The organism is Novosphingobium sp. ES2-1 (genome assembly GCF_015169775.1).
Classification (GTDB): Bacteria; Pseudomonadota; Alphaproteobacteria; order Sphingomonadales; family Sphingomonadaceae; genus Novosphingobium; species Novosphingobium subterraneum.
Window position 1 is genome coordinate 218,766 of the sequence record NZ_CP063446.1, and the last position, 26,151, is coordinate 244,916.

A 26,151-nucleotide genomic window follows, 5' to 3' on the forward strand; every position below is an offset into this window, starting at 1 on the left:
ATGGCCAATCTCATTCGCCGTGCAGGGCGCCTGCCGCTATCGGGCAAGATCGGTCTTGCACTGGTGCTGTTCTGGATCGTGGTTGCTGTGATCGGGCCATGGATTGCGCCCTATCCGCCGGGCTCCTTCATAAATCAGGAAGTCTTTGCCGGGTCGAGCAGTGCCCACTGGCTGGGCAGCGATTTCCTCGGGCGCGACGTCCTGAGCCGCCTGCTTTCCGGCGCGCGCTTTACTGTCGGGCTTTCTGCGATCGCGGTTGCGATTGCCGCCAGTATCGGCACCGGCTTGGCCTTGACCGCAGCAGTGGGGCCACGCTGGCTGGACGAACTGCTTTCGCGCGCCATGGACACGCTGATCTCGATCCCCAGCAAGATCTTTGCGCTGGTGCTGGTGGCGGCGTTCGGATCCTCGCTGGTGCTGCTGACGACAATCATTGCCATCACTTACGTGCCCGGCAATTTCCGTATTGCCCGCTCACTGGCGGTGGGGCTGGCCAAACTGGACTATGTGGAAGTGGCGCGGGCGCGGGGCGAAGGGCGGCTGCACCTGGCGCTGGTGGAAGTCTTGCCGAACATGATCAAGCCGCTGTTTGCCGATATCGGCCTGCGCTTCGTGTTCATCGTGCTGCTGCTGTCTGGCCTCAGCTTCCTGGGCCTCGGGCTGCAGCCGCCTGATGCAGATCTGGGGTCTTTGGTGCGCGAGAACACTTCTGGCCTTGCCGAAGGAGCGCTGGCGATCATTGCGCCGGCCGTAGCGATTGCCAGTCTGACGGTTGGGGTAAACCTGCTGATCGATGCCGCCACGCAGGGGAAGGCCGAATGACGATGCAGCCCCATGTGAAGGTGGAAGGCCTGTGCGTGACTGTCCGTGCGGCAGACGGCTATCCTTTGCGCATCGTCGATGACGTCTCGTTTGCCATCCAACGCGGCGAGGTGCTGGCGCTGATCGGGGAATCGGGTTCGGGCAAGACAACGATTGCGCTTTCGCTGATGGGCTATGCCCGCGGCGGGGCGAGGATTTCCGGCCAGATCAAGGTTGGCGATGCCGCGCTCGATGGTGCAGGCGCCAGCAGTCTGGCCGCGCAGCGCGGGCATCGCATTACCTATGTTGCGCAAAGCGCGGCGGCTGCGTTCAATCCTTCGTGCCGGGTGATCGAGCAGGTGATCGAGCCTGCGCTGATCCATGGCACTGCATCGGACGCCGATGCGCGCAGGCACGCGGTCGAATTGTTCGAGGCGCTGGCGCTGCCCAATCCGCAGACCATCGGCAGCCGCTACCCTCATGAGCTTTCAGGCGGGCAGCTGCAGCGCCTGATGGCGGCGATGGCGCTGATCACGCGGCCCGATCTGGTGATCTTTGACGAGCCGACGACGGCGCTGGACGTTACCACGCAGGTGGAAGTGCTGCAGGCCTTCCGCAAGGTGGTGCGCGAACAGGGCGCGACCGGGGTGTATGTTTCGCATGACCTGGCGGTGGTGGCGCAGATGGCGGACCGCGTGCTGGTGCTCAATCGCGGGACGGTGCGTGAGCAGAACACCGTGGAAGCAGTGCTTGAGACGCCTGCCGACGATTATACTCGCACACTGCTGGCAGCGGCCAAACCCGTGGTCAAAGCCTCCGTAACCAGTGCGGTCGGGGCTGCCCCATTGCTATCGATCAACGGCATTCATGCAGGATACGGCCCGGTCGACCGACAGGGACGCCCCGCGCATCCTGTGCTCAGCGATGTCAGCCTGACCGTACCGCTCGGCGGCGCCGTGGGAGTGATTGGGGAATCAGGCTCGGGCAAATCGACGGTTGCGCGCGTAGTGGCGGGGCTTCTGGCTCCTACGGCGGGCGAGGTCGTGCTGGATGGTCAGCCGCTGGCGGCCTCGCTCGGCGCGCGAAGCCGCGAGGAATTGCGCCGCATCCAGATCGTGTTTCAGAATGCGGACGTTGCGCTGAACCCGGCGCATTCAGTTGGCGACATCCTCGGACGCGTGCTGCGTTTCTATCATGGCATGAGCGGCCTTGCTGCCAAGGCACGCGTGGCCGAACTGCTCGATCTGATCAAGCTTCCGGCCGGGGTGGCGGAGCGGCGTTGTGACGAGCTTTCGGGCGGTCAGAAGCAGCGTGTGAACCTGGCGCGCGCGCTGGCGGCCCATCCGGACGTGATTCTATGCGACGAGGTGACCTCGGCACTGGATACCGTGGTGCGCGAGGCGATCCTTGAACTTCTGGCAGAATTGCGCCGCGATCTTGGCGTGGCCTATCTGTTCATCAGCCACGATATTGCGACGGTGAAGGCACTGTGTGACGAGATCGTCGTGCTCTACAAGGGCACACGCGTGGAAAGCGGCCAGAGCGCAACCTACGATGCGCCGCCCTATCATCCCTATACCGACCTGCTGATTTCCTCGGTGCCCGAACTGCGGACGGATTGGCTTTCGGGCGTAGGGCAAAAGGGCAAGGCACAGTTGAGCCTGGCGGAAGGCGATGCCGGGCTTTGCCGGTTCCTGCCGCGCTGCCCGGTAGCGATTGCGGGGCGGTGCGATACCAGTCCGCCGCCCCTGCGGGTGATGGATGCAGGCAATGTGGTGCTGTGTCACCGGACAGAGCCCGATCTGGCAGGCCGCGAGCTGCAAATGGACGGGAACCAGTCTTGAAGTTCATCACAGAAGAAGAGTCTGCTGCGCTCGTAACGCACGAGATGGCCTATGCCGCGGCGAGAGAAGCGCTGTGTGCGGTCGTCGAAGACGCGGTTCTCTTTCCAGCGGTGTTTGCCCATGGCACTGCCCCAACCAACCGCTTTTCGATCAAGTCGGCCTCGACCGGGAGCTTTGCGGGGCTGAAGGTCGGCTCGTTCTGGCCTGGTAACCCCGAGATCGGATTGCCCCGGCATAACTCCGTGATCCTGCTGTTCGACCAGAGTATCGGGCGGGTCGAGTGGGTCATCGAGGCGGGCAAGGTCAATGCCTATCGCACGGCAGCGGCCGATGCAGTTGCCGCCGATGTGCTGGCACGGCCGGATGCTTCGGTGCTGGCCGTATTTGGCGCTGGCAATCAGGCGCTGTTCGAATGCCTGGCCATTTCCCGCATCCGTCCGATCACGCAAGTTCTGGTCGTGGCGAGAGATGAGGCCAAGGGGCGCGAATTCGTGGCGTCGCTCGAGGCTGAGGGCCTCAAGGCAACGCTTGCCGATGCCCAGGGCGCCTGCGAGCGGGCCGATATCATCGTGACGGCAACGCCCGCCCGTGCGCCACTGTTCGAGGCGGAATGGGTCCGACCAGGTACGCACATTGCCAGCATGGGATCGGATGCGGCGGGCAAGCAGGAGCTGCCACCCGCGCTCTTCGAACGCGCTGCGCTGTTCTGCGATTATCCAGCGCAGGCGGTGGTGATGGGCGACCTGCAGCACTTCACCGGCGATCGCAGCCGGATCACCGCGCTGGGCGATGTACTGCTGGGGCGCGCCGAGGGGCGAACGTCGCCTGATCAGATCACGGTGTTCGACAGTTCGGGCATTGCCCTGCAGGACCTGACCATTGCCCGCAGCCTGATTACCGCATGGGAAAGAGAAAACGCATGACGACAATGGAAGCCGGACAGACCGCAGTAGGTGCGGTGATGGATATTCGCGCCTATGCGCCCGTGGCCAAACCGTCGGCTGACTGGCTTGAAGGCCGTGCCGCTCCGGCCTTTGCCGATGACAAGGCGGTGGTTTCTGCCTTCGCACTGCGGGGCAAGGGGCAGGTTTCAACGCTGCCGGCCGATGAGTTCGTGCTGGTGCTGCAAGGCTCGCTTGAGGTTGCCGCTGAGGACGCGACGCTGTCACTAGGAGCAGACGACTGCTGCGCGCTGCCGTTCGGCTGCGGCTTTGGCTGGACCGCGTCGGACGATATGCTTGCGGTGGTCTATTCGGCGCCGACGGACCGTGCGGGCAACCGCACCACGCCGGTGATGATCGACAAGAACGCGCCGCTCAACCCCTCCAATCCGCCTGCAATCGAAAACCTGCTGGGCGAGGTGCCGACCTGCCGGGGCTTTTCGGACTACGTTTCGGCCAATGCCGAATTCTGCGCCGGGACTTGGGATTCCACGCCCTATCACCGCCGTCAGATCCCCTATCGTCAGGTGGAGCTGATGCTGCTGTTGGAAGGGGCGGTGACATTCACTGACGGGAATGGCAGCGTATCGTTCGGCAAGGACGACGTGTGCCTCTTCGTGCGCGGTGATGGCTGTGCATGGTTGAGCGAGGAATACGTGAAGAAGGTCTTTGCGACGCAACGCCCGCTTGGCTGACTTTGGAGCCGTCAGGGGCGGCATATTATACCGCGCCTGACGGCATCTTGCGCATGACCGCCGTGAAGATTTCCGGCTTTCGGAACATTTTGCCAGCGCGAATCCGCTTTAACCTTGGCCAGCGCGCCGTAGGTTGAATTTCTGCCGGCGGTTGGTGTGGAGGAGTATCTTGCAGATGTCGGGGGCCAGGGTCGGGAGCGACAGCAACGGCGTGACTGCGCTGCGATCGGACCATCTCGTACAGGCGCAGGGCCTCTCGCAGGCGCTCAAGTGGCCGTACCGGCTAGAAGACTGGCAATTTGCCTTCGAGCTGGGGCGTGGCTATGCGGTCGAAGCTGAGGGCAAGTTGCTGGGAACCGCGCTGTGGTGGCCCTATGGCGATGATTTCGCCACGATCGGCATGATCATCGTCTCACCCGATGCGCAGCGGCAGGGGATTGGCGGGAGGCTGATGGCGGCACTGCTGGCCGATGCGGCGGGACGGCGGATTACGCTGATCACCACCAAGGATGGCGAACCGCTCTACACCAAGCTGGGCTTTGCCCGTTGCGGCTTCATTACCCAGCACCAGGCTGTGCTGGACAAGGTTCCTGCGATCGACACCGCGGTACCGGTGCGGGCAGCAACGCCAAGTGACCGCGAGGCGCTTGGTGCGGTCGATGCAGCGGCATCGGGCATGGACCGACGCGTCCTGCTCGACGCCCTGCTTGAGGTGGCAGACGCGGTGGTCGTCGAGCGCGCGGGCGTGATCTCGGGCTATGGCTGCGTCAGGCGCTGGGGACGCGGGGTGGTGATTGGTCCGGTGGTTGCTGCCAGTGCCGAGGATGCCAAGGCCATGGTTGCCGTACTCGCTTCGGCTTATGAAGGCGTTTTCGTGCGGATCGACGTGACCGATGTGAGCGGCCTTGCACCGTGGCTGGTTAAGATCGGCCTGCCACAGGTGGACCGGGCGCCGATCATGGCGCTGGGCGCACCGCCGGTTTCTGCACCGGGGACAATGCTGGTGGCGCTTTCGAACCAGTCGCTTGGCTGAAGCCATTCTTACAGGCAGGATGTTGATGACCGAAGCTGCAGCCCTCGACGCCGAATTGGCAACTCCGGTTTCGCTGGAAACAGTGGCGACGCCGGCGTTGATCCTCGACGTAACCAAGGTTGATCGCAATATCGCGCGTCTGCGCGCGCATCTTGCAAAGCTTGGAACCGGGTTTCGACCGCACGTGAAAACGAGCAAGTCGATCGAGGTCGCGCGCAGGCTATTTCCGGAAGGAACAGGGCCGATCACCGTTTCGACGTTGGCCGAGGCGGAGTATTTTGCAGAAGGTGGGTTTGAGGACATCACTTATGCCGTCGGCCTGAGCCTTGACCGAATTGCGCGGGCTCGCAAGCTGGTCACGAAAGGCGTGCGGCTTTCGGTGCTGGTCGATACGCTGGAGCAGGCTCAAGCCCTGGTTGCTGCGGCGGGAGATGGCGGGCCGATGCCGGCCGTGCTGATCGAGATCGATTGCGACGGACATCGCGGGGGAGTTCTGCCGGACGACCCTGATCTTGTCGCTATTGCCGACGTACTGCGGAACGGCCGGGTGGAACTGGCAGGCGTGCTGACACACGCGGGAGAATCCTACAATGCGCGCGGCGGCGCCGGTTTGCCGGAAGCTGCCGAGGGCGAGCGGGCGGCAGCAGTGGCCGCGGCGGAAGCGCTGCGGGCTGCCGGGCATGCCTCGCCCGTGGTCAGCGTCGGCTCCACGCCGACGGCGCATTTTGCGCAGGATCTTACGGGCGTGACCGAGGTGCGCGCGGGCGTGTTCAGCTTCTTCGATCTGGTAATGCACGGGATCGGCGTCTGTTCGCTGGACGACATTGCGGCATCGGTGCTGCTGACGGTGATCGGCCATCGCCAGGAAAAGGGTTGGATCCTGACTGACGGGGGCTGGATGGCCCTTTCGCGCGACAGGGGGACGCAGCGCCATCCGGTGGACCAGGGTTATGGCCTGGTCTGCGATATCGACGGCAATCCGTTTTCTGACGTGATCGTGGAGGACGCCAGCCAGGAGCACGGCATCATCAAGGTGCGCCCGGGCAGCGGTGGCGTTCTGCCGAAACTGGCCATCGGTTCGCGCGTGCGGGTGCTGCCCAACCACGCCTGCGCCACTTGCGCGCAGCACGAGGCCTACAACGTGGTCGATGGCACGGGTCGCGCAATCATCGGCAATTGGCCACGCATGCGGGGTTGGTGACGCCGCCTTCCTTTCCGGAGCCCGCGAGGGTGGAGAACGACATGAAGATGACCTCCTACTGGCTCGATAGCGCGAAGCCCTTTGCCTCGGGCGCGTCGGGCGGGCCAAGTGGCACTGCCGATGTTGCCGTGATTGGCGCAGGTTTCACGGGTCTTTCCGCCGCGCTTGCGCTGGCCAGGAAGGGGGCGAAAGTCGTCGTCCTCGAGGCGGACCGCGTGGCGGGGGCAGCCTCCGGCCGGAACGGTGGCATGTGCAACAACGGTTTTGCGCAGGACTATGGCGGCATGGTCGAGAAGTTCGGGCTGGATCGCGCGAACATGCTTTACCGTGCCTTCGATGCCGGGGTGGATCTGGTGGAGCAGATCGTGGCCGAGGAAGGCATCGAGTGCCATTTCGGACGCGTCGGCAAGCTGAAGCTGGCGGCAAAGCCCGAGCATTTCGAGAAGATCAAGCGGTCGCAGGATCTGTTGGCGCGTAATGTCGATCCCGAGACGAGCCTGGTCATGCCGCAGGACCTGCCAACGGAAATCGGTTCGGACATCTTTTACGGAGGCATGCTCTACGGCAAGAGCGCCAACATGCACATGGGCGAGTACGGGCAGGGCCTGGCCGAAGCAGTCGTGCGGCGGGGCGGTACGATCTTCGAGCATAACCCCTTGCTCAAGATGCGCCGCGTTTCAGGCACAAGCCATGAACTCACCACGCCGCATGGCAGCCTGATTGCCAATCAGGTGTTGTTGGCTACTGGCACGTCACGTGTTGGGCCGCTGGGTTGGTTTCGCCGTCGCCTGGTGCCGGTCGGAGCCTATCTGATCGCGACAGAGCCTTTGCCGGTGGATCTGCTTGACCGACTGACGCCGCGTCGGCGCAACACGGTCGATACGCGCAACTTCGTCAGCTATTTCCGCACGACCCCGGACAACCGCATCCTCTTCGGCGGACGGGCGCGCTTTTCGAGCCGCAGCGATCCGGCGGCTGATGCCAAGAGCGGAATGATCCTGCGGCGGTCCATGGCGAACTTCTTCCCCGAGCTGGCCGATGCGCGCATCGATTACTGCTGGGGCGGGATGGTGGACATGACCAGCGACCGCCTGCCGCGTGCCGGGGAGCGGGACGGCCTGTTCTATTCAATGGGGTACAGCGGCCACGGCACGCACATGGCGACGTACATGGGCAAGATCATGGCCGAGGTGCTGGACGGCAAGGCCGATGCGAACCCGTGGCGCGATTTCGATTGGCCAGCGATCCCGGGATACTTCGGGACGCCATGGTTCCTGCCGTTCGTCGGCGCCTACTACCGCTACAAGGACATGGTAGGATGAGCGATCCAGCGCAGGACGCACTGCAGGCGGTGCTTCCGCTCACGGGCAAGGCCTATATCGACGGCGAGTGGATCGACCTGCCCGGCACAGAACGGCTGCCGGTAATCAATCCCGCCAATCGCAACTGTATCGCGCAAGTCGCGGCGGGCACGGCGGCGGATCTTGACCGGGCGGTGGCGGCGGCGCGGGGGGCCTTTGCCGCATTCTCGCAAAGCCCCGTGGCAGCACGAATCGCGCTACTGGAACGCGTCCACGCGCTGATGGCCGAACGGGCCGAAGAGCTGGCACAGGTGCTGGTGACGGAGATGGGCGCGGCGATCAGCTTTGCCCGCGCATCGCATGTACCGTTCGCGCTGGGCCATGTGCAGGCCGCGATCGAGGTGCTGAGGGACTACGAGTTCCTGACGATGCGCGGCACGACGGCCATCGTGCGCGAACCCATCGGCGTTGCCGCGCTGATCACGCCGTGGAACTGGCCGCTCTACCAGATCACCGCAAAGGTTGCCCCAGCGCTGGCTGCGGGATGCACGGTGGTGCTGAAACCCAGCGAGCTTTCGCCGTTGAGCGCGATCATGTTTGCGCAGATCGTGCATGATGCCGGCGCGCCTGCAGGTGTCTTCAACCTTCTTAACGGAACCGGCAGCGAAGTGGGCGCGGGCATGGCAGCGCACCCGGATGTCGACATGATCTCGATTACCGGATCGAACCGCGCTGGCGTATTGGTGGCACAAGGTGCGGCCCCCACGGTCAAGCGAGTGACGCAGGAGCTTGGCGGCAAATCTCCCAACGTGCTGATGCCCGATGCCGATTTCGAGCGCGTCGTGCCGTTGGGTGTGATGGCCGCATTCCGCAACGTCGGCCAATCGTGCAGCGCGCCAACGCGGATGATCGTGCCGCGCTCAGCCCTGGCACAAGTCGAAGCAATTGCGCGCAGAACGGTCGAAGGCATCATCGTGGGCGATCCGACCGAGGATGCAACGACGCTTGGTCCTATCGCTAATGCAGCGCAGCATCGTCGCGTTCAGACGATGATCGCGGTGGGCATCGAGGAGGGCGCGAGGCTGGTATGCGGAGGTCTTGGCAGTCCGGAAGGGCTCGATCACGGCCTCTTCGCCCAGCCGACAATCTTCTCCGACGTTTCCAGTGGGATGCGCATCGCGCAGGAGGAAATCTTCGGGCCGGTGCTGGTCATCATCCCTTACGACAACATCGACGAGGCGGTCGCGATCGCCAATGACACCGACTACGGCCTTGGCGGCCATGTCCACGGTGCCGACCTTGATCAGGCCCGCAGCGTGGCTCTGCGCATCCGCACGGGGCAAGTCCACATCAACTCGCCGGCGTGGGATCCTCACGCTCCATTCGGCGGCTACAAGCGGTCCGGCAACGGCCGCGAATACGGGCTCTTCGGCTTCGAGGAATATCTCGAGGTAAAGGCCATTCTTGGTTTCGCATGAAGTCCGCGATCATCGGAGAAGCATGACATGCCCGCGCCCTTGAGGTTCATCGAATCCACTCCGGAACTGCCCAGTCAGGCCGACGTCGTTGTCATTGGAGCTGGCGTGATCGGTAGCTTTACCGCCTATTACCTGGCCAAGCGTGGCCTCAAGGTCGCGCTTATCGAAAAGGGGGTCGTCGGCGGGGAACAATCGAGCCGCAACTGGGGCTGGTGTCGCCAACAGAACCGCGACGAGAGAGAGTTACCGCTGGCGACCAAGGCGCTTGACCTGTGGGAGCAGTTCGGGATCGAGAGCGGCGAGGAAACGGGTTTTCGGCGCTGCGGCCTGTTCTATGTCAGCAATGACGAGTCTGAAATTGCGACGTGGGCGAAGTGGGGCGATTATGCCCGGTCCATCGGCGTGAAGACGCGCATGTTGAACAGCCAGGAGGCGACCGAGAAGGGGAGCTTCACCAAGCAGGTCTGGAAGGGCGGCGTGCATTCGCAGATGGACGGCATTGCGGACCCCGGTCTTGCGGTCCCTGCTGTGGCGCGGGCCATCATGGCGCTTGGCGGCACGGTGCATCAGGCCTGCGCGGCGCGCGGGATCGAGACGACCGGCGGGGCCGTGAGCGGCGTGGTGACCGAGCGTGGCACGATCGCCACGAAGCTGGTCATCCATGCCGGCGGTGCGTGGGCATCATCGTTCATGCGCCAATTGGGCGTGCGCTTCCCGCAGGCGACGGTGCGCCAGTCGATCCTTGCCGTTGGCACAGGCCACATGAGCCTGCCGGATGCATTCTACGGGGACTCAATGTCGATCACACGGCGCGGTGATGGCGCTCATGCGCTGGCCTACAGCGGACGGGCAAAGGTCGATCCGACGATGCAATTCCTGCAGTTCCAGAAGCAGTTCATTCCGATGTTCAAGCAGCGCTGGAAAAAGGTTTCCCCGGGGGGGCTGCAAGGCCTGCGCGCCGGACACGAGACACTTTCACGGTGGGCGCTGGATCGGCCGACGCCGATGGAAGCGCGCCGTATCCTCGACCCCTCTCCGGATGCAAAGACGATCCGCCTGACAGTGGAGCGCGTGTCGCGCCTCATCCCGGAAGTCGCACGGGCGCCCATCGTTGGAACATGGGCGGGCTTTGTCGACAGCACCCCTGATGGCGTGCCGGTCATCGGTGAGATACCGGCGGTTCCAGGCTTCATCCTCGCCGCCGGCTTCAGTGGACATGGCTTTGGGATCGGGCCGGGGGCGGGGCATCTGGTGGCAGACATCGCGACGGGGCAAGAGCCTATCGTCGACCCGCGGCCTTATCGGCTTTCACGCTTCGATCCCGGTGCAGAGATTGACGTTTCGGAATTCTAGCCGCGGCCAGCTTTCCGGATTTCGCAATAAAATTCCAAATACCCGTCAAATGCGGCAGCTAGTTTTGATAACTGCCAGATAGAACGGGCGATGATCGGCGGCCCAGGTCGAACTGATGTGGTGATTTTCGCGGGAGTATCGGATGAAAGTTCAGGACGCGACGCAGATCGTGCTGCGAGACATGACCACAGACGATATTCACGATGTCGCCGATTTGTGCTTCGAGCAACAATGGCCGCACCGTGAAGAAGACCTCGAGAAACTGCTGGCTATTGGCAGCGGACTGGTTGCCGAGGTGGATGGGAAGCCGTGTGGCACGATAATGGCGTGGCGATTTGGGGAAAGCTTTGCGATGATCGGCGTGATCATCGTGGCGAGGGCGCAGCAGGGACGTGGGCTTGGCCGCGAACTGGCAAGTGCCATGCTGAAGCGGCTGGACGGCGTTACGGTGATCCTGAATGCCACTGACGAAGGCTTGCCGCTTTACTCGAAGCTCGGTTTCGTCGCGATGGGCAAGGTCCATCAGCATCAGGGCATCGCGCCGGTACAGCCTCTCGTCCAGCTCCGCCCCGGCGAACGGGTGAGACCGATGGGAGTTGCCGATGCACAGGTGCTTGACGCGCTCTACTCCTCGGCCACGGGCATGGACCGCAAGGCCGTGCTCGACGCCCTTCTTGCCGACGGCAGCGCGGTGGTGCTGTGCCGTGAACACGAGCAGACCGGTTTTGCCGTGATGCGAAGGTTTGGCCGCGGCTGGCTCATCGGTCCGGTGATTGCGCCGGATACCACCGGCGCAAAGGCCCTGATTGCCCACTGGCTCGGGACACAGACGGGCAGTTTCTGTCGAATCGACGTGCCGGAGGTGACTGGGCTTGGCCCCTGGCTTGAAGAAGTCGGTCTGCCAGAGGTGGGCCATGTTACGCGAATGGCACTCGGTCCCGCGCCGGTTCCCGGCGACAATGTCGCTATCTTTGGTCTTGCTGCACAGGCGCTTGGTTGAACATGCTGAACTTGAAGGATCCCACCCTGCTGCGGCAGGCTGCTCTCGTCGATGGTGCCTGGATCTCCGCTGGTCTTCCCGCGCTTGAGGTGACCAATCCGGCCACTGGCGAAGTAATCGGCACCGTGCCCGATTGTGGTGCTGCCGAGGCGAATGCGGCAATCGATGCAGCGCAGGCCTCCTGGGCCGACTGGCGGCGGCGCACGGCGGGCGAACGTGCCGCGCTGCTGGAGGCGTGGCACGGCCTGGTCCTTGCAAATCTGGATGACCTTGCCCGGATCATGACGGCCGAGCAGGGCAAGCCCTTGGCCGAGGCGCAGGGCGAAATCCGCTATGCCGCAACCTTCATCAAGTGGTTCGCCGAAGAAGGCCGTCGCGTGGGCGGGCGCAACATCGCCTCGCCCGAACGGGATCGCCGGATCATCGTGCTGAGCGAGCCGGTGGGTGTTTCAGCTGCCATCACGCCATGGAACTTCCCGGCAGCGATGATTACCCGCAAGTGCGCACCGGCGCTGGCCGCAGGGTGCCCGGTGGTGATCAAGCCATCGGAAATGACGCCGTTCACCGCGCTTGCCCTGATCGAACTGGCAATCCGGGCAGGCTTCCCCAAGGGTACGATCAACCTGCTGACCGGAATGCCGCGCGCGATCGGCGAGGCGATCACGGCAAGCCCGGTAGTGCGCAAGCTGTCCTTTACCGGATCGACGCGCGTCGGTTCGCTGTTGATGCGGCAGAGTGCGGACACGATCAAACGGCTGAGCCTTGAGCTGGGTGGCAATGCGCCGCTGATCGTGTTCGATGATGCCGACCTTGATCTGGCGGTCAAGGCCACGATGGCAAGCAAGTTCCGCAACGCCGGTCAGACCTGTGTCTGTGCCAACCGCATTCTCGTTCACGCACCGATCTATGATGAATTTGCCGCGCGCTTGGGCGCTGCCGTCGAGGCGCTCAATGTCGGCAACGGCATGGATGCCGATGCGACAACCGGCCCCCTGATCAATCGTGCGGCGACCGATAAGGTGTCGGCGCATGTCGAAGATGCGCTGGGCAAGGGCGGGAAGATCCTGTTCTCGGGCAAGGGCGCACAAGGCGGCAACTTTGCCCGCCCGGTGATCATCGGCGAGGCAAATACCGGAATGCGACTGGCACGCGAAGAGACCTTCGGCCCGGTGGCTCCATTGTTCCGCTTCGAAACCGAGGACGAGGCAATCCTGCTGGCCAACGACACCGAATACGGCCTTGCCAGCTATTTCTACACATCCGGTCTTGATCGCGCATTCCGAGTAGCTGAAGCGCTGGAGGCGGGTATGATCGCGCTGAACACCGGATCCATAGCAATGGAAATGGCTCCCTTTGGCGGTGTCAAGCAATCGGGTCTTGGGCGCGAGGGCGGAACACTGGGCATCGAGGAATATCTGGAAACCAAGGCCTTCCACATTGGTGGCCTGAAGATCTGAATCTGCGCGGCCTCAAGGGGGACTACATGAGCAGCAATACACGCAAGCACACCATCGCGTTGATCCCCGGTGACGGTATCGGCAACGAGGTAATGCCCGAAGGCATGCGCGTGCTGGAAAAGGCTGCGTCGCTATACGGCTTCGAGCTGGAGCAGAAGTGGCACGACTTTTCCTCGTGCGACTATTACGCGCGCCATGGCCGGATGATGCCGGAAAACTGGAAGGAAGAAATCGGCCGGCCCGACGCGATCTTCTTCGGCGCAGTCGGCTGGCCTGATACCGTGCCCGATCACATTTCGCTCTGGGGCTCGATCATCCAGTTTCGCCGCGAATACGACCAGTACATCAACCTTCGGCCGGTGCGGCTGATGCCGGGCGTGCCCTGCCCGCTGGCCGGGCGCGAACCGGGCGACATCGACTTCTGGGTTGTGCGCGAGAACACCGAGGGCGAGTATTCCTCTGTCGGAGGGATCATGTTCCCCGGCACCGAGCGCGAGTTAGTGATTCAGGACACCGTCATGACGCGCGTCGGCGTGGATCGCGTGCTTCGCTATGCCTTCGATCTGGCCCAAACGCGTGAGCGCAAGCACCTGACCAGCGCGACCAAGTCCAACGGCATTGCCATTACCATGCCCTATTGGGATCAGCGCGTGGAAGCGATCGCAACCGAGTATCCCGACGTTTCTCACGACAAGTACCATATCGACATCCTGACCGCGCAGTTCGTGATGAACCCGGACCGCTTCGACGTGGTGGTCGGCTCCAACCTGTTTGGCGACATCCTTTCCGATCTCGGCCCGGCCTGCACGGGCACGATCGGGGTGGCGCCTTCGGCCAACATCAATCCCGAGGGCAAGCACCCTTCGCTGTTCGAACCGGTACACGGCTCTGCGCCGGACATTGCCGGGCAGGGCATAGCCAACCCGGTTGGCCAGATCTGGTCCGCCGCGATGATGCTGGAGCATCTGGGTGAGACCGATGCCGCCACCGCGATAATGCGGGCGATCGAACAGGTTCTGGCAACGCCTGCGGCACGCACGCGAGACCTCAAGGGAGCGGCAGGCACGGAAGAATGCGGCAAGGCAATCGCCGAGGCACTTCAATAAGGGACAGGGTGTGGATGGTTTTGCGGCAGGCGACAAGTTCTGCCGCAGAGCTGCAAGATCACGGGCCATCATGTCGACAGCCATGGCCTTTCGGGCAAAAATGCCGACAGCGAGTCATAAGCTTGTCTTGCCGGAAACGCCCGGCCAGTCAGTCCGGAGGCCACCATCGTGCGCAGGATTTCTCCTTACATTTCAGCCGCCATCGCAGTAGCGACAGTGGGTGCGGCTTTCGCCTCGAGCACCGCAAGCGCCCACGCGATCTGGTTCGCTCAGCGGGCCAAGCAGCTCGCCATGGTCTACGGCGTCGGATCGGACGATCTTGATGCGGTAAAGCGCATGCCCCTGGTCACGTCGGTCACCGGCTATGATGCCGACGGCCTGCCGGTAACGGCATCGCTGCGCGCGGCGGGGGCGATCCCGGTGGTCGACAGTGATGAGCCGATGGCGGTGGTCGCAGCCGTGATGGACTACGGCGTGTGGTCCAAAGATGCCGCCGGCACCTGGCACAACAAGGGCCTCGACGAGGTCAAGGATGCCACGGTGAGCGAGCATAATTTCAAGTATGCCGTCCACATCAACCAGTTGCCATCGAAGCCCATGCCGCTGATCCCCGGCCACAAGCTGCAACTGATTCCGGCGGACAATTCCATTCCACAAGCGATGGGCCAGCCGATCCGCCTCCGGGCGATGTTCGAAGGCAAGCCTGCGGCAAACGTGGCGATCCTGCACGATTACGTGAATGACCCCGACCAGAAGCCGTCGATGACCGACGCGCAGGGCTATGTCACGTTGCCGGTGCGAAATCAGGGGTTGAACGTGGTCGTCGGTATCCTCGTCGCACCTTCGGACAATCCGGCCAAGTACAAGCAAATGGAGCACCGCGCCTCGCTCACGTTCGTGTTGCCACACCTGCCGGAATGACCGCTGCCTCGGGGAGAATTGCAATGAACATGAAAAGAATCACCGCCGCCCTTGCCGGGCTTTCGCTGATCGCTTTCGCGGTATCCGCCAAGGCCCACGGTTCCATGAAGCCGCTGCATGGCGGGGTTGTGACAATGGTCGGTGAGACCGTTGTCGAACTGGTCCGCGCACCCAAGGGCGTCGATATCTACATCACCGAAGAGGACGAGCCGCTGGCGGCCACGGGCTTTTCGGGCAAGTTGATTGTCACGGCAGCGGGGGCCAAGGCGGAAACGCCGCTTGCGGCGCAAGCCGGCAACCGCATGTCGGCACCGGGGCTCAAGATCCCGGCTGGTGCCAAGGTGGTGGTCGCACTCACGGCCAAGGGCAGCGGAGCCAAGACGCTCGCTTCCTTCACGGTAAAGTGAAGCAGTGATGGTCCGCCCGACTGCCCTTTCGCTTCCGCAAGGACTGCTGCGATGGGCCGGGTGGGCCATCGCCCTCTTCATCGTTCTTGCCCTGAAGTCGGCAGCGCATGCCCATGGCGTGGGCGAGGACGACCGTGCCTTCATAGAAGGCGCATCGGGGATGGCCATCGGCCCCTACATGTACCTCGGCGCCAAGCATATGGTGACGGGATACGATCACTTGCTGTTCCTGGTCGGCGTTATCTTCTTCCTCTACCGGCTGAAGGACGTGGGCACTTATGTGACGCTGTTTGCCATCGGCCACAGCAGCACGCTGCTGCTGGGCGTCCTGTTCGACATCCGCGCCAACCCCTACATCGTCGATGCGATCATCGGGCTTTCGGTGGTCTACAAGGCGCTGGACAACCTCGACGGGTTCCGGACACTGTTCGGGCGGGCGCCCAATCCCAAGGCGGCAGTGCTGATCTTCGGGTTTTTCCACGGCTTCGGCCTCGCCACGAAGCTGCAGGACCTGACCCTCTCCGCCGATGGGCTTGTGCCGAACCTGATCAGCTTCAACATCGGCGTTGAGCTGGGCCAGTTCACCGCACTCGGAGCAATCCTGATCGCGGTGAACCTGTGGCGGTCCACCAGCAGCTTTCGCCGCAGTGCCATTGCCGCCAATGCCGCGCTGATGTGCGCGGGCTTCGTGCTGGTGGGCTTCCAGCTCACCGGCTTTTTCACGCAAGGCTCGACTGGAGCGATGTGATGCAGACCGATATCGCAAATCCGGTGAATTCGATCCAGGTTCCGCCATCGACGCTTGCCAAGGCAACCGGCGGGGCATTGCTGGCTGCAGCTGCCATATTGGTTCTGTTCGTGATGCCGGCGGAATACGGCATCGACCCGACCGGCGTTGGTCGGCTGACCGGAATCGTCGGCATGGGGGCGGGCGGCGAGGAGGCGACACCCGCCCCGGCTGAGGCTCCGGTCGAGTCTCGTGTTTCTGGGCCGGCGACCCCAACCAAGGCCGCGATCGTCCGCGAGGGCGACATGCGCAGCGACGAAATGACGCTGACGCTTGCGCCGCACAGTGGACAGGAAGTGAAAGCCCACATGCAGGCTGGGCAAAGCTATGTCTTCGAATGGTCGGCCAAGGGCGGACCGGTGAAGGCCGATATGCATGGCGAAAAGATCAACGCCGCCGAGGGCGAGTTCACCAGCTATTGGGAAGAGAAGCAGATGACCGGCGGCAAGGGCAGCTTTACCGCGCCGTTCGACGGCACGCATGGCTGGTACTTCCGCAACAAGGGCGAAACGCCGGTCACGGTCACGGTAAGGACCACCGGCTTCTACAAGGATCTGTTCCTGCCAGAGGGCTGATGCAAGATGCGGCAGGGCAAGGTATTCAAGAAGGAAAGAGGGCAGGGATCATGGCCACCAGTATGACATTGCCTCCCGGGGGCATAAATCTTGCAGCAGGAGGGACAAAGGCCACGGCCCATGCCCGTCTGGCCAATATCGACGCGCTGCGCGGTTTCGTGATGGTGCTGATGCTGCTCGATCACCTGCGTGAGACGTGGTTCGTCAACTATCCGGTGACCGACCCGATCAATGCACTGACCATCATCCCTGCCGTCGGTTTTGCCCGGTTCGCGGTGAGCTTCTGTGCGCCGATCTTCGTCGCGCTGACCGGGCTTGGCGTCTACCTTTTCAGCGTCAATCACACGGTTGAGGAGACCACTGAATACCTTCTCAAGCGTGGCCTTCTGCTGATCGTGATCGAGCTGGTCTATCTCTCGCCGCTCTATTGGGGGATCGTGCCGCAGCCGACGTTCTGGCTTCAGGTGATCTGGGCAATCGGCATATGCATGATCCTGCTGGCGGCCTTCATGCGCCTGCCACGGCCGGCGATCATTGCGCTGGGCCTTGGCATCGTATGCTTCCACAACCTGCTTGATCCGATCGTGATGACCAAGGACGATGCCCTGTTCCCGGTCTGGGCCCTGCTGCACCAGCGTGACGCGTTCGACTTGCCGCTCGGCTTCGTGGCCAAGACAACCTATCCGATCCTCGCATGGCTCGGCGTGATCCTGCTCGGCTTCGGCATCGGGCCCTGGTTCACCGGAGAGGTCGCGCCCGCAGTCCGGCAAAAGCGCCTGCTCATGCTGGGCTTCGGCATGATCGCCGCGTTTGTGCTGCTGCGCCTGCTCAACGTCTATGGCGACAAGCCGTGGTTCGTGGTCGAAGGCGATCCGGTTCGCACGGTCATCAGCTTCATCTCGATGACGAAGTATCCGCCGTCGCTGCTGTTCCTGCTGCCGACGCTGGGGGGCGGGGCACTGCTGCTCGTGCTGTTCGAGAAGATCAATGACTCGCGCCTGGTCGCGGCATTGGCGATCTTCGGCGGCGCACCGATGTTCTTCTATCTGCTGCACCTCACGGTTCTTCGCATCCTCTACCACAGTGCTCTTGCCATCTGGGGTCCGAACAACGGCACGGCCTACATGTTCGACAACTACAACTGGGTGCTGCTGTGGTTCTTGGCGATGATCGTGCCGCTCTATCTGCCGACGGTCTGGTATGCGCGCCTGAAGCGCCGCCGCCGTGACATCACCTGGCTCAAGTACTTCTGAGCTTTGCGACATGCCGGGCCTGCAAGGCCGGGGCAAAGGAGGCGTGCGGCAGAATATGCCGCGCGCCTTCATGTCAAAAGGACGCCGATAATCATTTGCTTGCTCATTCGGCGAAACCCGCTTGGGGCGCTGACATAGCCTTCAGCGAATGCTACGGAATGGACGAAACGCGATGACCAACCCAACAAACCGTTCCCTCATCGATATCGACCGCGATCATCTGATCCACTCGGTCACGTCGTTCAGGGGGCACGAGCAGCATGGCGCCATCGTGCTGGAAACCGGCAAGGGCATGTGGTTGACCGATGCGGACGGCAACCAGTTGCTCGATGCCTTTGCCGGGTTGTGGTGCGTCAATGTCGGCTATGGTCAGGATTCGATCGTCGAGGTTGCGGCAGAGCAGATGCGCCGCCTGCCTTATGCCACGGGCTATTTCCATTTTGCCAGTGAACCGGCCATCCGCCTTGCGGGGGAATTGACTGCCGCCGCGCCCGATGGCTTGGACCATGTGTTCTTCACCCAGGGCGGCTCTGACGCGGTGGACAGCGCGATCCGCTACATCGTCCATTACTGGAATGCCGCCGGGAAGCCCGACAAGAAACATTTCATCGCGCTGGAATGGGGATATCATGGATCTAGTAGCCTTGGCGCCGGGCTAACCGCGCTGGGCAACTTCCACCGCAATTTCGATCTGCCACGGCCATGGCAGCACCATATCGCCTCGCCATATCAGTATCGTCATCCTCAAGGGGACGATGACGCGGCCGTGATCGCTTCCACAGTCGCAGCGCTTGAGGCCAAGGTGGCAGAACTCGGGGCGGACAACGTGGCGGCATTTTGCTGCGAACCGATCCAGGGTTCGGGCGGGGTGATCGTGCCCCCGAAGGGCTGGCTCAAGGCTCTTCGCGAAGCATGTACCCGACTTGGCATCCTGATGGTGGTGGACGAGGTCATCACCGGCTTTGGCCGCACCGGGCCGTTGTTTGCCTGTCTGGATGAAGATGTCTCTCCAGATTTCATGACCACGGCCAAGGGCTTGACGTCTGGATACATACCGATGGGCGCCATGTTCATGGCCGACCACGTCTACCAGACCATCGCCGACGCAGCGCCTGCCGCGCTGCCGATCGGCCATGGCCAGACGTATTCTGGCCACCCCGTGGCCGCTGCGGTGGGCCTGGAAGTGCTGCGCCTTTATCGTGAGGGCGGCCTGCTGGAAAATGGCCGCGTGACGGGTGAGCGGTTCGCGCAACACATGGAACGGATCAGGTCACATCCACTGGTTGGCGACGTACGCTATCGCGGGATGTTAGGTGCGATCGAACTGACCCCGAACAAGGCGACGAAGGCAATTTTCGATCCATCGCTCGACATTGGCGGAAGGCTGTCGAAACTGACCTATGGCAATGGGGTGATCGTGCGCTGTTTTGCCAATGCAGTCATTGGTTTTGCACCGGCGCTATGCTGCTCGCTCGACGAAATGGATATGATCTTCGAACGGGTAGAACGGTCGCTTGACCAACTGCTTGAGCAGCCCGACATTCGCGCGGTCGTCGCGCTGCAAGACGCCTGACGGGGGAACAAACCATGCTGCCCGGACCCAAGCTCGACAGGATAGACCTCAAGATCCTTGCCAAGCTCCAGCAGGAGGGCCGGATCACCAACGTGGAACTGGCCGATGCGGTCGGCCTTTCGCCGAGCCCCTGCCTGACGCGGGTCAAGCGCCTGGAAAAGGCCGGATATATCACGGGCTATGGCGCACACGTGAATTTCAGCAAGCTGGGTGAATACCTCACGGTATTTACCGAAGTCACGCTCAGCGAACATCGCCAGGGCGATTTCAGCCGTTTCGAAAGCCGCATTGCCAAGCTCGACGAGATCGTCGAATGCCACCTCGTTTCAGGCGGCTATGATTATCTGCTCAAGTTCGTGGCGCGCGGTGTTTCACACTATCAATCGATCATGGAAGGCATGCTCGAAAGTGATTACGGCATCGAGAAGTACTTCAGCTACATCGTGATCAAATCACCCTTCATCAAGCACAGACTCCCGATCCAGAACCTGTTTGGACAGACGCATGGCTGACCAGGTTCAGTTGCAAGCGGATCTTTTGAATGATCTCGTCGCACTGCGTCGGGATATCCATGCCAATCCGGAACTCGGGTTTTGCGAGCAGCGGACAGCAGGCCGCATTGCTGATGAGCTGCGCGCACTTGGCATCGAAGTGCATGAAGGCATCGGCACGACCGGAGTTGTCGGGGTCCTGAAGGGCAGGCGCGAAGGATCGCGCACACTTGGCCTGCGGGCAGACATGGACGCCCTGCCGATTCAGGAAATGACCAACTTGCCCTGGGCCAGCAAGACGCCCGGCTCCTTCCACGGCTGCGGGCATGACGGCCATGTCGCCATGCTGTTGGGCGCTGCCCGGGTTCTGGCTGCCGATCCCGATTTTGCCGGTACGCTCCACCTCATCTTCCAACCTGCCGAGGAAGGGCTTGGCGGCGCGCGAGTGATGATCGAGGAAGGGCTGTTTGACCGCTTTCCTTGCGATCGGGTCTATGCCTTGCACAACTGGCCCGGTCTTCCTGCCGGGACGATCAGCACGCGCCCCGGCGCAATCATGGGCGCGGCAGACAAGTTCCGGATCACGCTGACCGGCAAGGGCGGACACGCAGCGATACCGCAGGACAGTCCTGATGCGATCCTTGCTGCGGCCAGCCTTGTCCAGCAACTCAACACCATCGTCAGTCGCGCCGTGCCGCCTTATGCGTCAGCCGTCCTTTCAATTACGCAAATTCACGGCGGCCACGCGCACAACGTCACACCGGCAGAAGTCATGGTCGGCGGTACTGTCCGCACATTCGACCCGGTCGTTCAGGATCGGATCGAGGAGCGGATGCGCGCAATACTGAAAGGCATTGCGACGTCGTTCGAGGTTGAATGCATGCTGGATTACGACCGCTACTATCCAGCCACGATCAACGATCCCCAAGCTGCCGCCGATGTGCTCGAAGTGGCTGCTACCTTGGGAACGGCGGAGCTTGCTCCCGAACCTGCCCCGACCTCGGAAGACTTCTCCTTCATGCTGCAACAGCGCCCCGGAGCGTATATCTGGCTGGGGCAAGGCAGCCACACCCATGGTGCTCCGCTCCATAATCCGCAGTATGATTTCAACGATAACGTGCTTGAAACCGGCGTCCGGTTGCATGTGGCACTGGCGCGGCACTGGCTGAAGTAAGTCAACGCGCGCTTCGGAAGTGCCGCTGTGCCAGGATCTGTCGAAATGGCATTCGAGCCAAAAAAAAGGCCGACCCGAAGGCCAGCCTTGAAAAGTTTGGGAGAGGATGCCTGAAAGGCAGTTCGCATATGCGGTAGCTTTCATTCTTTGGCAAATGCGAACGGCTACTTCATGGTTGCAGTTTCTGCATCCGCCTCTCGGTCACGGGTATCGGTTCAAGGAGTGATCCCGACCGCGTCCTTCACACGTTGCAGGGCCGCATCGACCGGCGATGGCTCGGCAAGTATCGTGAAGGTTCCGTTCATGGCAAAGACGCAATGTCCATGGACAGTCGCCAGCAGCGAGCGCGTGAGGTGTTCCGCCAGATCCTTCCTGTCGGGAGTCAATGCGGCGCGCACTTCCTGAACGACGACGTCGAAAATAGCGCGCACTTCGGCTTGGTATTCTGGAGGAGGCGTGCAGTCTTCCGGCAGCCGGAAATCATAGATCGCCGCCCAAGCGTGTCGGTGGCCTGTTGCAAATTCGAAATAGGCCGTAATAGCTGCCGCGAGCCTTTCGTGAGGCGGGCTCGGTTCTCCCACGGCTGCCAGACGCCGCCGAAGGTGGTCGCGCCACAGCGCCAAGGTTCGCCCGTTGATGGCAAGGATCAGGGCGTCGTAGCTGCCGAAGACGTTGTAGATCGTGCCGATCGAATAGCCGATGCGTTTGGCTACTTCGCGCGCCGAGAAGTGTGCAAATCCCACTTCCTCCATGTGCCTATGGCCAGCGGCAACGATGATTTCGCGCAACTCGTCGCGGCTATGATCCGATCTGCGTCCCATGGCGTATGGCTAAGGCATAAATTGAACACTGTCCATTATTTTAATTGAACAATGTATAATTGTCGGCTAGTCCTGCGAGTCGTGAAGGGGAGAGGGTCTGGATTGGCCTGGCTTTCTGCCCTTAACCCGACCGGAACACTTGTTCCGGTAATGGCAGCTTTGAATTGCAAAGGGTTCCAGATGTCCGCCCCCGATTTCAGCCTGCTTGCCAAGCGCCGCTTCGGCCCGATCTTCTCGGTCCAGTTCCTCGGCGCCTTCAACGACAACCTCCTGAAGTTCGCGCTGCTGTTCCTCGCCAATTTCGGCATCCTTTCGACCGATCCCGAAAAGGCAAAGTTGCTGGCAGCAGTGGCTACGGGCCTGTTCATCCTGCCCTACTTCCTGTTCTCCTCGCTCGCCGGACAGCTTGCCGATGCGATCGACAAGGCACGCCTCATCCGTTGGATCAAGGCTGCCGAAGTGGCAATCATGGCCATAGCCCTGGCGGGCTTCTGGTACCTGTCCCTTCCACTGCTCCTTGTCAGCCTGTTCCTCATGGGAGTGCACTCGACGCTGTTCGGGCCGGTCAAGTATTCGATCCTGCCCCAGCACCTTCATGCTGGCGAAGTGATGGGCGGCACCGGATTGATCGAAGGAGGCACTTTCCTTGCAATTCTTGGCGGACAGTTGCTGGCGGGCGTCATCCCTCCTTGGGAAGCGGGGCTTGCCGCCTTTGGATTTGCGCTGCTTGGCTTTGTGATGAGCCTTGCCGTGCCCGCTGCCCCGCCAAGCGGCAACGGGCACGCGATCGATCGCAACCTGTGGCGTGGAACCCGGGCCATTCTCGCCACAGCCCGTGAAGGTCGCGGTGTGTGGCTTTCGATTCTCGGGATCAGTTGGTTCTTCGCTGCGGGCGCGGTCCTGGTGAGCGAGTTCGCGCCGCTCGTCTCGGGTACGCTGGCGGCACGGCAGGAAGTGGCGACGCTGTTTCTGGTGGTTTTCTCGGTTGCCATTGCGGTCGGCTCCCTGATCGTGAATCGTTTGCTGAAGGGTGAGGTCTCGGCCCGCTACGTGCCGATCTCGGCCCTTGTCCTTGCCGCGGGTCTGATCGATCTGTGGATCGCCACAAGCGGGTTTGAGGTGCGGACCGCCGGAGCATCGGTGCCGCAATTCCTCGGCACGCCGGGCGCCTGGCATATTCTTTTTGATCTTGCAGTGATCGCAGTCTCCGGCGGAATGTTCATCGTTCCGCTCTATGCCATCCTTCAGGTAGCCAGCCCCGAGGACAAGCGCTCGCAGATCATCGCTGCCAACAATGTCGTGAATGCCGGACTCACGGTACTCGCGGTGCTTGCCATCACGGGCTTGCTGGCCGCCGGTGTGGACATACCTGGTCTGATCGGCGCTCTCGGCTTTGCCACGTTGTTCGTCGCGCTTGCCTCTGTCTGGCTGCTGCCAGAGACGCTGTTCAAGGACGTGATCCGTCTCACCTTGCGCGTACTCTATCGCGTGGAGGTTTCTGGCATGGAACACATGCCCCGGGCGGGCGAACGTGCTGTAGTGGTCGTAAACCACGTGAGCTTCCTTGATGGGGTGTTGCTGGGGGCATTTCTGCCCGGAAAGCCCACTTTCGCGGTCAATACCCAGATAGCGCGATCGGTCTGGATCAAGCCTTTCCTGAAGCTGTTCCGGGCCTTTCCGGTCGATCCCACCAACCCGATGGCGGCCAAGGCCATGGTCAAGGCGGTGAAGGAGGGACGAACCCTGGTGATCTTTCCGGAGGGTCGGATCACCCGCACCGGCGCGCTGATGAAAGTGTTCGATGGCCCTGGCATGGTTGCCGACAAGGCCGAAGCGCCAATCATTCCGGTGCGCCTCGACGGACCACAATATACGCGGTTCTCGAGGATGCAGGGCAAGGTGCGCCTGCGTTGGTTTCCGAAGATCACGCTTACGGTCCTGCCGCCGCGCCACTTCGCCATCGAAGGAGAAATGACCGCGCGCCAGCGTCGCGCGATTGCTGGACGACGGCTTTACGACGAGATGAGCGCGATGATGTTCGCGACCTCGGACACCGATCGCACCTTGTTCAGCGCTCTGGCCGAGGCTCGCGCCATCCATGGCGGCAAGGCACTTGTCGTGGAGGACGTGAAGCGCGAACCGATGAGCTACGACAAGCTCTTCGCCGCAACTACCCTTCTCGGCAAACGACTGGCCCGCGATACGGCGCTGGGCGAGGCGGTTGGCCTGCTGATGCCCAATGTGAATGGCGCGATAGCAGCCTTCTTCGCATTGCAAGCTACTGGTCGCGTTCCGGCCATGCTCAATTTCACCGTCGGCGCGGCCAACATGCGTTCGGCATGTGCCACCGCGGCCATCCGTACTGTTGTCACCGCCCGTGCCTTTGTCGATCAGGCCAAATTGCATGACATGGTTGCAGCGCTCGAGGCTGACGGGCTGCGCATCGTGTGGCTCGAAGACATCGGCGCAACCATCAAGACATTCGAAAAGCTGCGCGCCCTGCTGGGTGCGAGCAGTGCCGAACACCGGCATCTCAAGTTGGGAATCTCGCCCGATGCACCTGCGGTCATTCTCTTCACAAGCGGCTCGGAGGGCGTACCGAAAGGCGTCGTGCTGACGCACCGCAACCTCCTGTCGAACTGCGGACAGCTTGCTGCCCGCATCGATTTCAACGCCTCGGACATCGTGCTGAATGCGCTGCCAGTGTTCCACTCCTTCGGCCTGACCGGGGGCACGTTGCTGCCTCTGTTGAGCGGGATCCGGGTGGTCCTCTATCCCAGCCCGCTGCACTATCGCATCGTGCCGGCGCTGGCTTATGACGCCAATGCCACCATCATGTTCGGCACCGATACCTTTCTGTCAGGCTATGCCCGCATGGCCCATAGCTACGATTTCTATTCACTGCGCTATATCTTTGCCGGGGCCGAGAAAGTGCGTGACGAGACGCGAAGGACCTATGCCGACAAGTTCGGCCTGCGCATCTTCGAGGGCTATGGCGCGACTGAGGCGGCGCCTGTCATCGCGGTCAACACGCCGATGCATTTCATGGCGGGCAGTGTCGGCCGCGCCTTGCCCGCAATCGAAACCCGCCTGGAAACCGTGCCCGGGATCGAGGAAGGCGGACGCCTTTACATTCGCGGCCCCAACGTCATGGCGGGATACTATCTCGCCTCCGATCCGGGCAAGCTCCAGCCGCCACTGGAAGGCTGGCACGATACCGGCGATATCGTCACCATTGACGAGGCAGGCTTCATAACCATTCGTGGCCGGGCCAAGCGTTTCGCCAAGATCGGCGGCGAGATGGTCTCGCTCCCTGCCGTCGAGGGCTACGCAGCCAGGTGCTGGCCCGGTTTCGACCATGCCGTTGTGACCCGGCCAGATCCGAAGAAGGGTGAACAACTCGTGCTCTTCACCACTGCAACTGCGGCAGAGCACAAGGCGCTGCAAGGCTGGGCCAAGGCCAATGGCGTGACCGAACTGATGGTGCCACGTGACATCCGTGTGGTGGAAGCACTGCCCGTGCTGGGGACCGGCAAGCTCGACTACGTTACCATGAGCGACATGGCCCTGCTTGTGCCTGGTAACCCTGTGGCGAACGAGCCGGACGATATGACAGAAGGATTCGCGACCGCGGACGACGCCTGATCGCAAGGCGTATGTCGGCCGAATTTCATGTGCTTGAGGCCGGTGCAGGGAGTGCTGCGCTGTTGCGGGGCACTCCGGCCAGCTCAGCGCAACTGTATCAGTGCTGCGACTGCACATCCGCGGGTTGCATCGCCGCCCTTTATTTTGGTGCGATCCGGCGGACGCCTAGGGCAGGGCCTATCCAGCAGGGAAACTTGGAAGCGCAAAACTGCCTAACCCTATTGGGTTATGCGCGATGGTGTCAGGTGCGATAGTTTTCGGTCCGGAACGTCAACACGCCCAGGAACAGGCCAA

22 protein-coding genes are annotated in these 26,151 nt (G+C 62.3%); 21 read left to right on the forward strand and 1 reads right to left on the reverse strand.

The genetic code is table 11. From position 1 onward, the window contains the following. The 20 genes from IM701_RS16380 (at window position 1) to IM701_RS16475 (ending at window position 21,391) form a co-directional block, all read left to right on the forward strand. Complete coding sequence (locus tag IM701_RS16380) at window positions 1–822, forward strand: ABC transporter permease (protein WP_193828786.1); 822 nt, start codon at window positions 1–3, stop codon at window positions 820–822. After that, the gene (locus IM701_RS16385) at window positions 819–2,645 is read left to right on the forward strand and encodes an ABC transporter ATP-binding protein (protein WP_193828787.1); all 1,827 of its coding nucleotides are present in this window, start codon (window positions 819–821) and stop codon (window positions 2,643–2,645) included. Before IM701_RS16380 ends, IM701_RS16385 begins: the two co-directional genes overlap by 4 nt. Further along, the gene (locus tag IM701_RS16390) at window positions 2,642–3,568 is read left to right on the forward strand and encodes an ornithine cyclodeaminase family protein (RefSeq protein ID WP_193828788.1); all 927 of its coding nucleotides are present in this window, start codon (window positions 2,642–2,644) and stop codon (window positions 3,566–3,568) included. The genes IM701_RS16385 and IM701_RS16390 overlap by 4 nt, the downstream gene beginning before the upstream one ends. Next, entirely contained in the window at window positions 3,565–4,281 is a 717-nt protein-coding gene (locus tag IM701_RS16395) for a cupin domain-containing protein (RefSeq protein WP_156135823.1), read from the forward strand. Before IM701_RS16390 ends, IM701_RS16395 begins: the two co-directional genes overlap by 4 nt. A gap of 175 nt (window positions 4,282–4,456) precedes the next feature. After that, on the forward strand, window positions 4,457–5,314 hold the full coding sequence (locus IM701_RS16400) for a GNAT family N-acetyltransferase (RefSeq protein WP_039335945.1): 858 nt from the start codon (window positions 4,457–4,459) through the stop codon (window positions 5,312–5,314). A 19-nt stretch (window positions 5,315–5,333) separates the two neighbouring features. Then, entirely contained in the window at window positions 5,334–6,515 is a 1,182-nt protein-coding gene (locus IM701_RS16405) for an alanine racemase (RefSeq protein ID WP_370584378.1), read from the forward strand. Window positions 6,516–6,556: 41 nt separating this feature from the next. Further along, on the forward strand, window positions 6,557–7,837 hold the full coding sequence (locus IM701_RS16410; RefSeq protein ID WP_193828790.1) for an FAD-binding oxidoreductase: 1,281 nt from the start codon (window positions 6,557–6,559) through the stop codon (window positions 7,835–7,837). Continuing rightward, complete coding sequence (locus tag IM701_RS16415) at window positions 7,834–9,294, forward strand: aldehyde dehydrogenase family protein (protein WP_230487928.1); 1,461 nt, start codon at window positions 7,834–7,836, stop codon at window positions 9,292–9,294. Before IM701_RS16410 ends, IM701_RS16415 begins: the two co-directional genes overlap by 4 nt. 27 nt (window positions 9,295–9,321) lie before the next feature. After that, on the forward strand, window positions 9,322–10,647 hold the full coding sequence (locus tag IM701_RS16420; protein ID WP_193828792.1) for an FAD-binding oxidoreductase: 1,326 nt from the start codon (window positions 9,322–9,324) through the stop codon (window positions 10,645–10,647). Window positions 10,648–10,789: 142 nt separating this feature from the next. Further along, on the forward strand, window positions 10,790–11,647 hold the full coding sequence (locus tag IM701_RS16425; RefSeq protein ID WP_193828793.1) for a GNAT family N-acetyltransferase: 858 nt from the start codon (window positions 10,790–10,792) through the stop codon (window positions 11,645–11,647). Between the two features lie 2 nt (window positions 11,648–11,649). After that, the gene (locus IM701_RS16430; RefSeq protein ID WP_062345212.1) at window positions 11,650–13,104 is read left to right on the forward strand and encodes an NAD-dependent succinate-semialdehyde dehydrogenase; all 1,455 of its coding nucleotides are present in this window, start codon (window positions 11,650–11,652) and stop codon (window positions 13,102–13,104) included. 26 nt (window positions 13,105–13,130) lie between these two features. Then, a complete protein-coding gene (locus IM701_RS16435) occupies window positions 13,131–14,210 on the forward strand; it encodes a tartrate dehydrogenase (protein ID WP_193828794.1) in 1,080 nt (359 codons plus the stop codon). A gap of 168 nt (window positions 14,211–14,378) precedes the next feature. After that, window positions 14,379–15,131: a DUF4198 domain-containing protein gene (locus IM701_RS16440; RefSeq protein WP_193828795.1), complete on the forward strand. Its 753-nt coding sequence runs from the start codon at window positions 14,379–14,381 to the stop codon at window positions 15,129–15,131. Window positions 15,132–15,154: 23 nt separating this feature from the next. Beyond that, window positions 15,155–15,538: a hypothetical protein gene (locus IM701_RS16445; protein ID WP_062345216.1), complete on the forward strand. Its 384-nt coding sequence runs from the start codon at window positions 15,155–15,157 to the stop codon at window positions 15,536–15,538. A 7-nt stretch (window positions 15,539–15,545) separates the two neighbouring features. After that, window positions 15,546–16,286 (forward strand): HupE/UreJ family protein, encoded by a 741-nt coding sequence (locus tag IM701_RS16450; protein ID WP_193828796.1) that lies wholly within the window; start codon window positions 15,546–15,548, stop codon window positions 16,284–16,286. After that, window positions 16,286–16,900 (forward strand): hypothetical protein, encoded by a 615-nt coding sequence (locus tag IM701_RS16455; protein WP_193828797.1) that lies wholly within the window; start codon window positions 16,286–16,288, stop codon window positions 16,898–16,900. The genes IM701_RS16450 and IM701_RS16455 overlap by 1 nt, the downstream gene beginning before the upstream one ends. A gap of 50 nt (window positions 16,901–16,950) precedes the next feature. Beyond that, window positions 16,951–18,153 (forward strand): DUF1624 domain-containing protein, encoded by a 1,203-nt coding sequence (locus IM701_RS16460; protein ID WP_193828798.1) that lies wholly within the window; start codon window positions 16,951–16,953, stop codon window positions 18,151–18,153. Window positions 18,154–18,325: 172 nt separating this feature from the next. Continuing rightward, on the forward strand, window positions 18,326–19,726 hold the full coding sequence (locus IM701_RS16465) for an aspartate aminotransferase family protein (RefSeq protein ID WP_193828799.1): 1,401 nt from the start codon (window positions 18,326–18,328) through the stop codon (window positions 19,724–19,726). A gap of 14 nt (window positions 19,727–19,740) precedes the next feature. Continuing rightward, on the forward strand, window positions 19,741–20,238 hold the full coding sequence (locus IM701_RS16470; RefSeq protein ID WP_039335969.1) for an Lrp/AsnC family transcriptional regulator: 498 nt from the start codon (window positions 19,741–19,743) through the stop codon (window positions 20,236–20,238). Beyond that, the gene (locus tag IM701_RS16475) at window positions 20,231–21,391 is read left to right on the forward strand and encodes a M20 aminoacylase family protein (protein WP_193828800.1); all 1,161 of its coding nucleotides are present in this window, start codon (window positions 20,231–20,233) and stop codon (window positions 21,389–21,391) included. The genes IM701_RS16470 and IM701_RS16475 overlap by 8 nt, the downstream gene beginning before the upstream one ends. A gap of 215 nt (window positions 21,392–21,606) precedes the next feature. Here the strand turns inward: IM701_RS16475 and IM701_RS16480 are convergent, their stop codons facing one another. Then, window positions 21,607–22,212: a TetR/AcrR family transcriptional regulator gene (locus IM701_RS16480; RefSeq protein ID WP_193828801.1), complete on the reverse strand. Its 606-nt coding sequence runs from the start codon at window positions 22,210–22,212 to the stop codon at window positions 21,607–21,609. 180 nt (window positions 22,213–22,392) lie between these two features. Between IM701_RS16480 and IM701_RS16485 the strand changes: the two genes are divergently transcribed. Beyond that, window positions 22,393–25,857: an acyl-[ACP]--phospholipid O-acyltransferase gene (locus IM701_RS16485; protein ID WP_230487929.1), complete on the forward strand. Its 3,465-nt coding sequence runs from the start codon at window positions 22,393–22,395 to the stop codon at window positions 25,855–25,857. The last annotated feature ends 294 nt before the right edge of the window (window positions 25,858–26,151 follow it).

Bases quoted from the DNA above. Each gene is read 5' to 3' on its own strand.
- IM701_RS16380 (WP_193828786.1), top strand. From the start codon at position 1: ATGGCCAATCTCATTCGCCGTGCAGGGCGCCTGCCGCTATCGGGCAAG.
- IM701_RS16385 (WP_193828787.1), top strand. From the start codon at position 819: ATGACGATGCAGCCCCATGTGAAGGTGGAAGGCCTGTGCGTGACTGTC.
- IM701_RS16395 (WP_156135823.1), top strand. From the start codon at position 3,565: ATGACGACAATGGAAGCCGGACAGACCGCAGTAGGTGCGGTGATGGAT.
- IM701_RS16400 (WP_039335945.1), top strand. From the start codon at position 4,457: ATGTCGGGGGCCAGGGTCGGGAGCGACAGCAACGGCGTGACTGCGCTG.
- IM701_RS16405 (WP_370584378.1), top strand. From the start codon at position 5,334: ATGTTGATGACCGAAGCTGCAGCCCTCGACGCCGAATTGGCAACTCCG.
- IM701_RS16410 (WP_193828790.1), top strand. From the start codon at position 6,557: ATGAAGATGACCTCCTACTGGCTCGATAGCGCGAAGCCCTTTGCCTCG.
- IM701_RS16415 (WP_230487928.1), top strand. From the start codon at position 7,834: ATGAGCGATCCAGCGCAGGACGCACTGCAGGCGGTGCTTCCGCTCACG.
- IM701_RS16420 (WP_193828792.1), top strand. From the start codon at position 9,322: ATGCCCGCGCCCTTGAGGTTCATCGAATCCACTCCGGAACTGCCCAGT.
- IM701_RS16425 (WP_193828793.1), top strand. From the start codon at position 10,790: ATGAAAGTTCAGGACGCGACGCAGATCGTGCTGCGAGACATGACCACA.
- IM701_RS16430 (WP_062345212.1), top strand. From the start codon at position 11,650: ATGCTGAACTTGAAGGATCCCACCCTGCTGCGGCAGGCTGCTCTCGTC.
- IM701_RS16435 (WP_193828794.1), top strand. From the start codon at position 13,131: ATGAGCAGCAATACACGCAAGCACACCATCGCGTTGATCCCCGGTGAC.
- IM701_RS16445 (WP_062345216.1), top strand. From the start codon at position 15,155: ATGAACATGAAAAGAATCACCGCCGCCCTTGCCGGGCTTTCGCTGATC.
- IM701_RS16450 (WP_193828796.1), top strand. From the start codon at position 15,546: ATGGTCCGCCCGACTGCCCTTTCGCTTCCGCAAGGACTGCTGCGATGG.
- IM701_RS16455 (WP_193828797.1), top strand. From the start codon at position 16,286: ATGCAGACCGATATCGCAAATCCGGTGAATTCGATCCAGGTTCCGCCA.
- IM701_RS16460 (WP_193828798.1), top strand. From the start codon at position 16,951: ATGGCCACCAGTATGACATTGCCTCCCGGGGGCATAAATCTTGCAGCA.
- IM701_RS16465 (WP_193828799.1), top strand. From the start codon at position 18,326: ATGACCAACCCAACAAACCGTTCCCTCATCGATATCGACCGCGATCAT.
- IM701_RS16470 (WP_039335969.1), top strand. From the start codon at position 19,741: ATGCTGCCCGGACCCAAGCTCGACAGGATAGACCTCAAGATCCTTGCC.
- IM701_RS16475 (WP_193828800.1), top strand. From the start codon at position 20,231: ATGGCTGACCAGGTTCAGTTGCAAGCGGATCTTTTGAATGATCTCGTC.
- IM701_RS16480 (WP_193828801.1), bottom strand. From the start codon at position 22,212: ATGGGACGCAGATCGGATCATAGCCGCGACGAGTTGCGCGAAATCATC.
- IM701_RS16485 (WP_230487929.1), top strand. From the start codon at position 22,393: ATGTCCGCCCCCGATTTCAGCCTGCTTGCCAAGCGCCGCTTCGGCCCG.